The sequence below is a fragment of the Pseudomonas vranovensis DSM 16006 genome, from assembly GCF_000425805.1.
GTDB lineage: Bacteria > Pseudomonadota > Gammaproteobacteria > Pseudomonadales > Pseudomonadaceae > Aquipseudomonas > Aquipseudomonas vranovensis.
On record NZ_AUED01000030.1, the window covers coordinates 16,396 to 28,564 of the forward strand.

Here is a 12,169-nt window from a genome sequence, read left to right on the forward strand (position 1 = left end):
ACTGTCGAGGAACGAGGCTGCGATCGACTGCGCAGCAGTCGCTAACCCGCCACGCCTAGGACGCCGCTGGAAGCTGGTTGAGTTCGGCGTTGCCAGGCTTGCCCAGTACGCACGAGGTGCCACCCGGGGTGTACATCATGGCCACGCAGCGGTTGCAGGCAGTGCAGAACCGCGACCGCTACGCGGTCGATCGCAGGCTGTCGCCAGCGGCTACACCGGCAATCTGTAGCCACTGCCGAGGAACGAGGCTGCGATCGACTGCGCAGCAGTCGCTAACCCGCCACGCCTAGGACGCCGCTGGAAGCTGGTTGAGTTCGGCGTTGCCAGGCTTGCCCAGTACGCACGAGGTGCCACCCGGGGTGTACATCATGGCCACGCAGCGGTTGCAGGCGGTGCAGATGGAGTCGGTGCTGGCACCGGTAGCCAGCTTTTCGACGTAGTCCGATTCAGCTACCAGTACCCGCCCCATGGCCACCAGGTCAAAGCCCTCGGCCATTACCTGTTCGATGCTCTCCAGGCTCTTGGCGCCGCCCAGGTAGGCCAGCGGCATTTTCACCGCCGCCCGCACCTTGCGGGCATGTTCGAGCAGGTACAGTTCGTGGAACTCCACTACCGGGTCGCGCAGGCGCTGGATCTTCATGGCCAGGGCGATGATCGGGTTCTTCTGCTGCACACGGTTCTCCTTGGGGAAGGAAGACCCGAACATGGTGGTGATCGACTCGACGTTCATGCCCGCGCTGAGCACCAACAGGTGGGCGCCCTCCTGCTCCAGCATGCGCGCGATGCGGGCACCATCCTCGGCACTGTTGCCAGCACGCGCACCCTCGGTAACGCTGTATTTGCAGACCACCGCCAGGTCGCGACCCACTGCGTCGAGCACCGCGCGCAGCACCCGGCGGGGAAAGCGCAGGCGGTTCTCCAACGTGCCGCCGTACTGGTCACGGCGCTTGTTGTACATCGGCGAGATGAACTGGCTGAGCAGGTAGCCGTGGCCCATATGGATCTCCACCGCATCGAAGCCAGCCTCGCGGGCAAGCCGCGCGCCCTGGGCGAAGTCCTCGACCACTTGGCGCATGTCGGTCTCGGTCATGGCCTGTTTGAAGAACATGCCGCTCATCATGCCGATCTTGTTGAAGCCGCCACTGGCCGACAGCGGGTAGCGGGTGGCGCGTTCGCGCAAAAAGGTGAAGCAGCCACCATGAGTGATCTGCGCACTGACCAGCCCGCCTTCACGGTGTACCTCATCGGTCAGGGCCTTGAAGTGCGGCAGGCTTTCGCGTGTGAGTGTCAGTTGGTTGGGCAAGGTGCGCCCATCCTTGCTGACCGCGCAATAGGCCACGGTGGTCAGCGCCACCGCACCCCGGGCAAGCCCGGCGTGCAGCTTGACCAACTGCTTGGAAGGCAGGCCCTGGGTGCTCATGCCTTCGTTGGTGGCCGCCTTGATAAAGCGGTTCTTCAGGGTCAGCGGGCCGATCTGGATCGGGCTGAAGGGAGACGTGTGCATGGCAGGGCCCTTTTGATCAGAAAGTGTATTTGGCGTTGAACGACAGGTAATCGCGGTCGGCCAGCATGCGGCCCTGGGCGATGTCCGGTGAGCTGAGGTAGGCAACGTAGGTCAGGCCGACCTGGAAGTTGCCCAGGTACTTGAAGTCGCCGCCCACGGTCAGGCGTTTTTCGTCACGGCCCAGGCCCTGGTAGGCACTGCCGTCGACGTTCTGGGTCCACACCACGCGGGTGTTCAGGTCCAGGCCGTCGGCGATGCCCAGGTAATCCATGTAGGCGCCGATGCCGAGCAGGGTCTGGCCACGGGTCTGGGTGTCGGACTCGAAGTTGTTGAAGCTGCCATCGACGCCCGGTCCGCCACCGGTGATGTGCAAGGTGTCGACGCCTTCGATGTGCTGGTGGACCACTTCGGCCATGAACGTGGTCTGGTGGGCCAGGAAGCTGGGGCCGATCATGTAGCTGCCGTTGAGGTTGCCCTGCCAGATCTGGCCACGGGCCGGGGCACCGTTGTCCAGGTACACGGCAGCGCCATCGCGGTAGCTGAGGTCACCGGCGAACTGCACCGAATCCCCCACCTTGGAGCTGAAGCTCGCCCCGGTCAGCTCGACATCGTCGAAATAGCCCAGGCGGTAGACCGGGCCGCCGCCAGCCACTGCATAGTTGCCGATGCCGTGCAGCGAGGAGTACTGGGTCTGGCCGCTGAAGTCGAAGAACAGTGCGCCGACGCGCTCGTGGTAGCGATAGTGAAACAGGCCGACCTCGGTGTTCTCGGTAACCCGGTAACGCACGCCCAGGCCCCACTGGCCGCTGTCGCGGGGCTCGACGTCACCGGCGTAGGTCACACCGGTGAAACTGTTGTCCGGCAGGCTGTCGATCACCCCAGCACCCAGGCGATAGAACTCGGCGCCCGGGCCGAAGGTGTCGCTGCCGAAATAGTCGCCGACCGGGTTGAGCTGGGTCTTCTCCCACTCGTACTGGTAGAAGCCGACCAGGGCCAGGTCTTCGTTCAGCGACCAGGAGGCCGAGACCTGCCCCACAGGCAGGTAGGAGTCCTTGGCTTCGGTACCGGGTACGTTGAACTTGGTGGCATCCACCGGCGCCTGGCCCTGGCTGATGTTGGCCCAGAACAGGCTCTCGCCCCAGGCCACCAGGTGGCGACCGGCCTTGATCGACAGGTACTGGCTTTCGGCGACGTCGAAGTTGCCGTACACATAGGCATCGAGCAAGCGCGCCTTGCTGCCGCTCAGGCGCCGGGTGTCTTCGGTGAAACCATCGGCACGGCCGATCTTGTTCACCGTGCCTGGTGAGTCGTTGTCGTTGCGGTTGTGGTAGACGTCATCGTAGAAATGGCTGCCGCGCAGCACCGCGCCGAGGTTGTTGTGTTTGAGCAGCAGCTCGCCGAACAGGCTGACCCGGTTGGTGATCAGCGCACCGCGGTCGAAGTTGCGCGTGCCATCGTCGTTGTTGATGTCGTTGAGGTACTGGTGGGCAGGCTTGGCGGTCCGCATCGAGGCGGTGTAGTTGACGGTCAGCGATGAGTCGAGGGTGGTGTCCTCGCCCAGCTCGATCCGTGGGCCGGCGTTGGCGTAGGCACAGGCCACGGAAAGAGACAGCAACAGCCCGCCATGAGTCGCGTTGAACCTAGACATGCAGCAATCCTTTTCTTGTTGTTGTGGTTGACGTGCGCAGAGTGAAACGCGGCGGCGGTGTGAACATCATCCATTTGGCCTAGGCCATCGGTGTATGAGCGGGCTTGCCCCGCGACAGCAATCCCCCCACCACGTCGCCTCCCCGCCTACCTCGCGTCCACCAGCGCCCGCAATTCGTTCTTGGCCACCTTGGCCGACGGGTTCAGCGGCAGCGCGTCCATGAACCGCACCTGGCGCGGCACTTTGTAATTGGCCATGCGCTCACGGCTCCAGGCGATCAGTTCCTGCGCCTGCAATTGCTCTCCCTCGCGCAACACCACACAGGCACACCCCACCTCGCCCATGCGTTCGTCAGCCACCCCTACTACCGCCACCTGGGCAATGGCCGGATGGGCAATCAGTGCCGCTTCGATCTCGGCCGGGTAGCAGTTGAAGCCGCCAACAATGAACAGGTCCTTGAGCCGGTCGGTGATTGTCAGATTGCCCGCCGCATCCAGCCGTCCCACATCGCCGGTGTGCAGCCAGCCGGCCTGGTCGATGGCTTCGGCCGTGGCCTCGGGGTTCTGGAAATAGCCCTGCATGACATGAAAACCACGCAGGCAGATTTCCCCCGTCTCGCCGGTGGCCAGTGCCTGGTTATACGGATCGCGGATGCTCACCTCCGTGCCGGCAAGCGGCCGGCCACTGGTGCCGGCGATCACTTCGACCGAATCCTGTGGATCGCACAGGGTAGCCAGGCCGCCACATTCGGTCAGGCCATAGGCCGTGGTCACGCAACTGAACCCCAATTCGTTACGCATGCGTTCGATCAGGCTGGGGGGAATACTGGCCGAGCCGGTCACGGCAATGCGCAGGCTCGACAGGTCGGTCTGGCGCAGGCGCGGGTGAGCCAGCAGCGACAGGTACAAAGTCGGCGCCCCCGGCAACACGCTGATGCGTTCATTGGCGATACGCTGGAACACCGCCTCGGCATCGAACACCGCATGGGGCAGGATGGTCGCCCCGGCGATCAGGCACGTCAGCCAGCCGGCCTTGTAGCCAAAGGCATGGAAGAACGGGTTGACGATCAGGTAGCGGTCGCCCGGCACCAGGCCGATCACCCGCACGTATTCACTGAAGGCGCGCAGGCACTGCCCGTGGCCGCTCATCACGCCCTTGGGCTTGCCAGTGGTGCCTGAGGTAAACAACAGGTCGCACACCGCCTCTGACTGCACGGCCAGGGCCCGGCGCTCGGCCTTGACCACCTCGACGGTCGCCGCCCCGGCGACAAACTGCTCGTAGCCCAGGTCGCAGGCCGCGCGTGGCGAGTCGCTGGCAAACACCACCAGGTGTTCGAGGGTGTCGGGGCGATGGGCCTCAAGCATCGAGGGGTAATCCACGTCCAGAAAACGTTGCTGCACGAACAACACGCGGCAACCACTGCGCGCCAATACATCGGCCGCCTCAGTGCCTTTCATGCGGGTATTGATCGGTACCAGCACGGCGCCTGCACATTGAATGCCCAGGGCGGCAATGATCCAGTCGCGGCCATTGGGCGCCCACACCGCCACCCGGTCACCGGGCTGGATACCCAGGGCCATGAGGCCACGGGTGACGGTCAAGGCCAGGGCCGGCAGCTCGGCGTAGTCGGTGCAAACGCCTGCGTCTTCAATGGCCGTGCGCCCGGCAAAACGCCGGGCACTGTCGAACAACAGCCGGGCGATGGTGGTGGGTGCATCGACCCGCGGTGAAGTCATTTCGTTCATCGGCATCACTCAGGAAAACGGATTCGCAGGTTCGCGCTGGTGGGCACGGCCTGGCAGGCCAGAATCCAGCCCTCGGCCAGTTCGTCGGCATCCAGCGCATCGTTGATCAACAGCTCGATATCGCCGCTTTCCAGGGTACACATGCACGAAGCACAGCCCCCGACACGGCAGGCACTGGGTGGCTTGAGGCCGGCACGCTCCATGGCCGCCAGCAGGGTTTCGCCACTGTCGCAGGCCAGGGTGTGGTCCTCGCCGTCCAGGCGTACCGCCAACTGCGCGGCCACGGCTGCCTCGCTGGCGACCACCTGGGGCACTTCACGTTCACCGGGCAGCGAGACGAAACGCTCGACATGCACACGCTCACTGGGCAGGCCCAGGCTTTTCAGGGCACTGACGGCGGTGTCCATGAACGGGCCCGGGCCGCAGATAAAGGCCTGGGCATCCACGAACGGTTGCGCCAGTACCGCCAGTTGCGCAGCCGCCGGTATGCCCTGGACCGAGTCCAGCCAGTGGACGATCTGCAAACGCTCCGGGTGGGCATTGGCGAGGAAACGCAACTCGTCGCGAAAGATCACCGAGTTTTCGTCGCGGTTGGCATAGATCAGCAGGATACGGCCCTGGCCGGCCAGCAAGGCCGAGCGCAGGATCGACAGCACCGGCGTCACCCCGCTGCCGCCGCCGAACAGCAACAGATCGCCGTCCAGAGTACGCGGCACGAACACCCCGGCCGGTGGCAGCACCTGCAGGGTCTGGCCTTCCTGCAGGTCGGCGCACAACCAGTTCGAGGCGCGCCCGTCGCGCACGCGCTTGACCGTCACCCGCAGTGGCTCGTCCAGCAGCGGCGTGCTCGACAGCGAATAACAACGCGGCAGCCAGTCGTCGCCGTAGGGAATGCGCAGGGTCAGAAACTGCCCGGGCTGGTAGCGAAAGCGTTCGGCCAGGTGCTCGGGCACATCGAAGATCAGTGAACGGGCATCGGCCGTTTCCTCGACCACCCGCGCCACGCGCAAGGCAACAAAGTCATTCATGGCTCAACTCTCAAAGTCCCCTGCCCGGCGTGCGGGCAGGTGGACGGGCGATGGCTTCAGACGTAAGGGTCCGGGTTGGGCAGGCCCAGTTGCACCGCGCCCAGCGTGCGGCCATAGGCCTGGTAGTTGTTGGCGATATGCCCGCGGGCCTGGTGCAGGTCGCGGAACAGCCGAGCCACCGGGTTGCTGTTGTACAACCCTGAGGCGGCCATGCAGCGCAGCAGCTCGTTGACCTTCTCGGCGCACAGGTTGGTGACGTAGGCCGACTGGTAGCGGTACAGCAGGCGGGTTTCCACATCCGGGTATTCACCGGCCCTGGCCAGTTGCATCAGGTGCTCGTAGTTGCGCTCCAGCACCAGCCTGAGGCTGTCGACCGTGAGCGTGGCCTCGGCCACTGCGGTCTGCGCCGCTGGGTCGTCTGCCGTGCGGGCACCGTGCTTGCCGATATGCTGCGCAGCGTTGGCACGGAACAGATCGATGGCCCCTTGCAGCGCCCCGATGGCCGAGGTAGATACCGCACGGGAGAACACCTGGGCGAAAGGAATGGCGTAGATCGGGTTGGTGTTGACCAGGCGGCCTGGTGTGGCTTCCAACGTACAGTTATTGGTGCGCTGCACCCGGTGCGCCGGCACAAAAGCGTCCTCCACAACGATGTCGTGGCTGCCGGTGCCGCGCAGGCCCAGCACGTCCCAGTTGCGCTGGATCTGGTAGTCGCTGCGCGGCAACAGGAAAGTACCGTGCTCGGCCGCCAGCTCACCGTCGGGTGGCAGGATCCCGCCCAGCAGCACCCATTGGCAGTGCTCGCTGCCGCTCGAGAATCCCCAGCGACCGCTGATGCGGTAGCCGCCTTCGACCACCGTCACCTTGGCGGTTGGCATATAAGTGGACGACACCAGGGTGTCGTGATCCTCGCTCCACACCTCGCGCTGGGTCTCGATCGGGTAGCGGGCCAACTGCCAAGGGTGGACACCCATCACGCCGTAGACCCAGGCGGTAGACATGCAACCTTCAGCGAGCGTCATCTGGATCTCGAAGAACGTGCGCGGGTCTACCTCGTAGCCGCCGAATGCCCGCGGCTGCAGGGCGCGCAACAGCCCGGCCGACTTGAGATCGGCAATGCTCTCATCGACGACCTTGAGATCGCGATCCCCTTGCGCCGAACGCTCGCGCAACACTGGCACCAGGCGCCGCGCCCGTTCCAGCAGTTCGATTTCGTCCTGGGTCTTTTCTCGCATGCTGTGCATCCTTCTTGTTCTCCCAATCTCGTAGCGCCAATGCGCGAGCCGTGATTGATGATCGGATTGCACAGCTGTTGCTTCATCGTCAAAGCGGACTAGAGCACAGCGGCCTTGCCTCAGGATGGCCAGTACATTCGGTTTTGCCTAAATGACCGTTGCCCCCAAAGAGAACACCGCAGACCAGCAAGAGCGCAGCGAATTGTGCTCTTGCTCTTGCTCTGCTCTTGCTTTTGCTTTTGATCTTCCGGCCCCGTTAACCAGAAGGGCCGAACGGAGGTGTCGTGGAGGGGCTAGCGCGCAGCGCCTTCGGCGAATGCCGAAGATGCGAAGCGTAGCGTTGCTTGCAACGCGTAGCTCGCAATGCCCCGTAGCGACACCGCAGTGAGGGGACCCGAAGCGCAGCGTAGGGCCCCTGGTGGGGCAAGAATTTTGCTTACTTTTTTTCGACTGAAAAAGTAAGGCGCCGTAAGGGCGCAAAGGTGACTGCGCATCACCCTAAATAACGGATCAACCCACAAGACCGAATTGCGGGACAAGCCCCCTCCCCCAAAAACACCGCAGGCCGGCAAGAGCGCAGCGAACTGTGCTTTTGATCTTGATCTTCCGGCCCAGTCAACCAGAAGTGCCGAGCGACACCGAAGTGAAGGGACTCGCAGCGCAGCGCAGGGCCCCTGGAGGCCCAAGAATTCTGCTTACCTTTTCTCGACTGAAAAAGTAAGGCGCCGTAAGGGCGCAAAGGTGAATCAGCACCACCTCAGCCCATGGATATGCCCACAAACCCCGTAGTCCATTGAGACGATGCCCTCCATCAGGCACAGAGAAATACTGCGGCCATGCGCCCACTCACGCTCAAGGAAAATCAGCCAATGAGTATCCTGCAACGATTCCAGCTCCCTGGCAGCGTCGCCATCGTCACCGGCAGCGGCCGTGGCATTGGACGTGCCATCGCCCTGGCCTACGCCGAAGCCGGCGCCGATGTCATCTGCAGCGCACGCAGCCCTGAAGACATCGAACGCGTCGCCGACGAAGTGCGCAGCCTCGGCCGCCGCGCCCTGGCGATTACCTGCGACGTCAACGACAGCGAACAACGCCAGGCCCTGGTTCGCCAGAGCCAGGAACACTTCGGCCGCATCACCCACCTGGTCAACAACGCCGGTGGTGGCGGCCCCAACGACGCGTTGGGCATGACCCCGGAACAGTTCGAGGACATCCTGCGCTTCAACGTCTCCAGCGCCTACGCCCTGTGCCAGCTGTGTGTGCCCCTGATGCGCGAGGCCGGCGGCGGCAACATCATCAACGTAAGCTCGGTAGCGGCACGCTATGCCCAGCGCCACTTCAGCGCCTACGGTACCGCCAAGGCCGCGTTGAGCCACCTGACCCGCCTGCTGGCCCAGGACTTCGCCCCCCAGGTACGCGTCAATGCCGTGGCCCCCGGCCCGACCCTGACCGAAGCCCTGAACAAGGTCATGCCCACTGCCATGCGCGAAGCGATGGAGGCCAACACCCCGCTCAAATGCCTGGGCAGCCCTGAAGACATCGCCGCCGCCGCGCTGTACCTGGCAAGCCCGGCATCGGGCTGGGTCACCGGCAAGATCATCGACGTCGATGGCGGTGCCGACAGCAGCGTCTGGCCCGGCTGACACCCCCTTTTTGCCGGTACCCTGGACCCTTGGGACCGGCTTTTTATTACCCTGCACAGAGCGAAACCACCATGGATGCCTCTCTGATCACCGCCCTGGGCGATGAACTGTTCAACGCCCTGCGCGGGCGCACCACCCTCGCCCCGCTGACCCAGCGCCACCCAGCCATCAGCCTGGACCAGGCCTACCGGATCTCCCTGCGTTTTCTGCAGCGCCGCGAGGCCCTGGGCGAGCGCGTCATTGGCAAAAAGATCGGTGTCACCAGCCGCGCTGTGCAACAGATGCTCGACGTTCACCAGCCCGACTTCGGCTTTCTCACCGATGCCATGCAGGTAGCCGACGGTAGCGAAGTCAGCTTTGCCCAGTATCAGTTGATCCAGCCTCGGGCCGAAGGCGAAATCGCTTTTATCCTCGGCGAAGACCTCAAAGGCCCCGGTATCCGTGCCGAAGACGTGCTGGCAGCGAGCAAGGCCGTGGCGCCCTGCTTCGAGATCGTCGACTCGCGGATCGACAACTGGCAGATCCGCATCCAGGACACCGTGGCCGACAACGCCTCGTGTGGGGTTTTCGCCCTGGGCGAGCAACGTATCGATCCCCGCGACCTGGACCTGGCCCGGGTCGAAATGCACATGCTCAAGAACGGCCAGCCGGCCGGCAGCGGCTTGGGCTCGGCGGTACAGGGCCATCCCTGCGAAGCGGTGGCCTGGCTGGCCAACACCCTGGGCGAACTGGGCATTCCGTTCCGCCGCGGCGAAATCATTCTTTCCGGCGCACTGGCGCCGCTGGTACCGCTGGTGCCAGGCGATCGCATCAACCTGTCGATGAGCGGCCTGGGCAACGCCAGCCTGCGTTTTGTCGCCTGACGTCTTCCCCCTTCCCAGGAGCGATGAACCATGAGCAAGAAGATCAAATGTGCGCTGATCGGACCGGGCAACATCGGCACCGACCTGCTCTACAAACTGATGCGCAGCGAGGTGCTGGAGCCGGTCTGGATGGTCGGCATCGAGGCCGGCTCCGAAGGCCTGCAACGCGCCCGTGAACTGGGCCTCAAGACCACCGCCGAGGGGGTCGACGGGTTGCTGCCCCATGTGCTGGAAGACCAGGTGCAGATTGCCTTCGACGCCACCTCCGCCTACGTCCATGCCGAGAACTCGCGCAAACTCAACGCCCTGGGTGTGCTGATGATCGACCTCACCCCCTGCGCCATCGGTCCCTACTGCGTGCCGCCGGTCAACCTCAAGGCCAACCTTTCCCGCGGTGCGATGAACGTCAACATGGTCACCTGTGGCGGCCAGGCGACCATCCCGCTGGTGGCAGCAGTGTCCAGCGTGCAGCCAGTGGACTACGCCGAGATCATCGCCACCGCCGCGTCGAAGTCGGTGGGCCCGGGCACCCGCAAGAACATCGACGAATTCACCCGCACCACTGCCCGCGCGGTGGAACAGGTGGGCGGCGCCAGGCAGGGCAAGGCGATCATCATCGTCAATCCCGCCGAACCGCCGCTGATCATGCGCGACACCGTGCACTGCCTGACCGCCGACACCCCGGACGAGCCGGCCATCCGCGCTGCCATCGACGCGATGATCGAGCAGGTACAGCGCTATGTACCTGGCTACAAGCTGGTCAACGGACCGGTGTTCGACGGCAATCGGGTGTCGATCTTCATGGAGGTCGAAGGCCTGGGCGACTACCTGCCCAAGTACGCCGGCAACCTCGACATCATGACCGCCGCCGCCGCCCGTACCGCCGAGATGTTCGCCGAGGAAATTCTCAAGGGCGAACGGGTGCTGCGTGCTACCCCCGAATCTGCCATTGCCTGAGGAACGGCCCATGGAACTTAACGGCAAGAAAATCACCGTCCACGACATGTGCCTGCGCGACGGCATGCACCCCAAGCGCCACCGCATCAGCCTGCAGCAGATGAAAGACATCGCCTGCGGCCTGGACCAGGCGGGCGTGCCGCTGATCGAAGTCACCCACGGCGATGGCCTGGGCGGCAGCTCGGTGAACTACGGTTTTCCGGCGCACAGCGACGAGGAATACCTGTCGGCGGTGATCCCGCTGATGACCAACGCCAAGGTCTCGGCCCTGCTGCTGCCGGGTATCGGCACCGTCGACCACCTGAAAATGGCCTTCGAGCTTGGGGTCAATACCATTCGCGTGGCCACCCACTGCACCGAGGCGGATGTCAGCGAACAACACATTGCCCACGCCCGCCACCTGGGCATGGACACCGTCGGCTTTCTGATGATGGCGCACATGAACAGCCCCGAGGGCCTGGTCAAACAGGGGTTGCTGATGGAGAGCTACGGGGCCAACTGCATCTACCTGACCGACTCGGCCGGCTACCTGTTGCCCCATGATGTCAGCGCCCGGGTGGCGGCCATGCGCGCGGCGCTCAAGCCTGAAACCGAGATCGGCTTTCATGGCCACCACAACCTGTCCATGGGCGTGGCCAACTCCATCGCCGCCATCGCCGCAGGCGCCAACCGTATCGATGCCGCCTGCGCGGGCCTGGGTGCCGGTGCCGGCAACACGCCGATGGAAGTACTGGTAGCGGTGTGCGACCGCATGGGTATCGAGACCGGCGTCAGCGTGTTCGGTATCCAGGATGTGGCCGAAGACCTGGTGGTACCGATCATGGACTTCCCGATCCGCAGCGACCGCGACGCGTTGACCATGGGCTATGCCGGGGTCTACGGCTCGTTCCTGCTGTTTGCCAAGCGTGCCGAGCAGAAGTACGGCGTACCCGCGCGGGAGATACTGGTGGAAATGGGTCGACGCGGTATGGTCGGCGGCCAGGAAGACATGATCGAAGATACCGCGATGACCCTGGCGCGCTTGCGCGCGTAGGAGCGACCTCGCCCCGCGAGAGGCCGACACCTCAATAAGCCCAGCTAATCAACCATCACCAAAATTAACTGGGCTTATGGTGAATTTGCGCCACACTCTTGCCTCATTCTACTTCTGAGGCGCGCCAATGCCCGGCGAAAAATCCTTGTCCAAACTGCTGAGCGGCATGAAGCCTGAGCTCAACGACGGCGACTACGTGTTCTGCACGCTTGCACCGGGCATGCGCCTGGATGTAGAGGTGCTGGGCAGTTTCCGCGAAAAAGAGGGGCTGACGGTCATTCTGGAGCGAAGCCAGGCCCAGGCGCTGGGCTTGCAGTACAGCTACGTGGCCGCCTGGATCACACTGACCGTTCATTCGGCCCTGGACGCTGTCGGCCTGACGGCCGCATTTGCCACGGCACTTGGCAATGCGGGGATCAGCTGCAATGTGATCGCCGCTTATTACCATGACCATATTTTTGTGGCTAAAGAGGATGCCCAGCGGGCCGTCGAGGTGTTGCAGGCGCTTGCCTC

Annotated in this window: 10 protein-coding genes; 5 read left to right on the top strand and 5 right to left on the bottom strand. The window is 64.0% G+C overall.

Annotation, left to right across the window (positions count from 1 at the left end; genetic code table 11):
• Window positions 1-286 precede the first annotated feature (286 nt).
• The 5 genes from H621_RS0119000 to H621_RS0119020 form a co-directional block, all read right to left on the bottom strand.
• Window positions 287-1,504, bottom strand: coding sequence for an NADH:flavin oxidoreductase (locus tag H621_RS0119000; RefSeq protein ID WP_028944913.1), 1,218 nt, complete (start codon window positions 1,502-1,504; stop codon window positions 287-289).
• Between the two features lie 16 nt (window positions 1,505-1,520).
• Complete coding sequence (locus H621_RS0119005; protein WP_028944914.1) at window positions 1,521-3,152, bottom strand: DUF1302 domain-containing protein; 1,632 nt, start codon at window positions 3,150-3,152, stop codon at window positions 1,521-1,523.
• A gap of 146 nt (window positions 3,153-3,298) precedes the next feature.
• The gene (locus H621_RS0119010) at window positions 3,299-4,888 is read right to left on the bottom strand and encodes a FadD3 family acyl-CoA ligase (RefSeq protein WP_371919765.1); all 1,590 of its coding nucleotides are present in this window, start codon (window positions 4,886-4,888) and stop codon (window positions 3,299-3,301) included.
• A 14-nt stretch (window positions 4,889-4,902) separates the two neighbouring features.
• A complete protein-coding gene (locus H621_RS0119015) occupies window positions 4,903-5,925 on the bottom strand; it encodes a ferredoxin--NADP reductase (RefSeq protein WP_028944916.1) in 1,023 nt (340 codons plus the stop codon).
• A gap of 56 nt (window positions 5,926-5,981) precedes the next feature.
• Window positions 5,982-7,169: an acyl-CoA dehydrogenase family protein gene (locus H621_RS0119020; RefSeq protein ID WP_028944917.1), complete on the bottom strand. Its 1,188-nt coding sequence runs from the start codon at window positions 7,167-7,169 to the stop codon at window positions 5,982-5,984.
• A gap of 860 nt (window positions 7,170-8,029) precedes the next feature.
• Here H621_RS0119020 and H621_RS0119025 point away from each other — a divergent pair.
• The 5 genes from H621_RS0119025 to H621_RS0119045 form a co-directional block, all read left to right on the top strand.
• Window positions 8,030-8,803: a glucose 1-dehydrogenase gene (locus H621_RS0119025; protein ID WP_028944918.1), complete on the top strand. Its 774-nt coding sequence runs from the start codon at window positions 8,030-8,032 to the stop codon at window positions 8,801-8,803.
• A gap of 71 nt (window positions 8,804-8,874) precedes the next feature.
• The gene (locus H621_RS0119030; RefSeq protein ID WP_028944919.1) at window positions 8,875-9,666 is read left to right on the top strand and encodes a fumarylacetoacetate hydrolase family protein; all 792 of its coding nucleotides are present in this window, start codon (window positions 8,875-8,877) and stop codon (window positions 9,664-9,666) included.
• Between the two features lie 30 nt (window positions 9,667-9,696).
• Window positions 9,697-10,623: an acetaldehyde dehydrogenase (acetylating) gene (locus H621_RS0119035; RefSeq protein ID WP_028944920.1), complete on the top strand. Its 927-nt coding sequence runs from the start codon at window positions 9,697-9,699 to the stop codon at window positions 10,621-10,623.
• Window positions 10,624-10,633: 10 nt separating this feature from the next.
• Window positions 10,634-11,656: a 4-hydroxy-2-oxovalerate aldolase gene (dmpG, locus tag H621_RS0119040; protein ID WP_028944921.1), complete on the top strand. Its 1,023-nt coding sequence runs from the start codon at window positions 10,634-10,636 to the stop codon at window positions 11,654-11,656.
• A gap of 127 nt (window positions 11,657-11,783) precedes the next feature.
• The coding region (locus tag H621_RS0119045; RefSeq protein ID WP_028944922.1) for an ACT domain-containing protein at window positions 11,784-12,169 on the top strand (386 nt) is incomplete at its 3' end.

Excerpts from the sequence above, each read along its gene's own strand:
- H621_RS0119035 (WP_028944920.1), top strand. The coding sequence starts at position 9,697 with ATGAGCAAGAAGATCAAATGTGCGCTGATCGGACCGGGCAACATCGGC.
- H621_RS0119030 (WP_028944919.1), top strand. The coding sequence starts at position 8,875 with ATGGATGCCTCTCTGATCACCGCCCTGGGCGATGAACTGTTCAACGCC.
- H621_RS0119000 (WP_028944913.1), bottom strand. The coding sequence starts at position 1,504 with ATGCACACGTCTCCCTTCAGCCCGATCCAGATCGGCCCGCTGACCCTG.
- dmpG (WP_028944921.1), top strand. The coding sequence starts at position 10,634 with ATGGAACTTAACGGCAAGAAAATCACCGTCCACGACATGTGCCTGCGC.
- H621_RS0119020 (WP_028944917.1), bottom strand. The coding sequence starts at position 7,169 with ATGCACAGCATGCGAGAAAAGACCCAGGACGAAATCGAACTGCTGGAA.
- H621_RS0119025 (WP_028944918.1), top strand. The coding sequence starts at position 8,030 with ATGAGTATCCTGCAACGATTCCAGCTCCCTGGCAGCGTCGCCATCGTC.
- H621_RS0119005 (WP_028944914.1), bottom strand. The coding sequence starts at position 3,152 with ATGTCTAGGTTCAACGCGACTCATGGCGGGCTGTTGCTGTCTCTTTCC.
- H621_RS0119010 (WP_371919765.1), bottom strand. The coding sequence starts at position 4,888 with ATGACTTCACCGCGGGTCGATGCACCCACCACCATCGCCCGGCTGTTG.
- H621_RS0119015 (WP_028944916.1), bottom strand. The coding sequence starts at position 5,925 with ATGAATGACTTTGTTGCCTTGCGCGTGGCGCGGGTGGTCGAGGAAACG.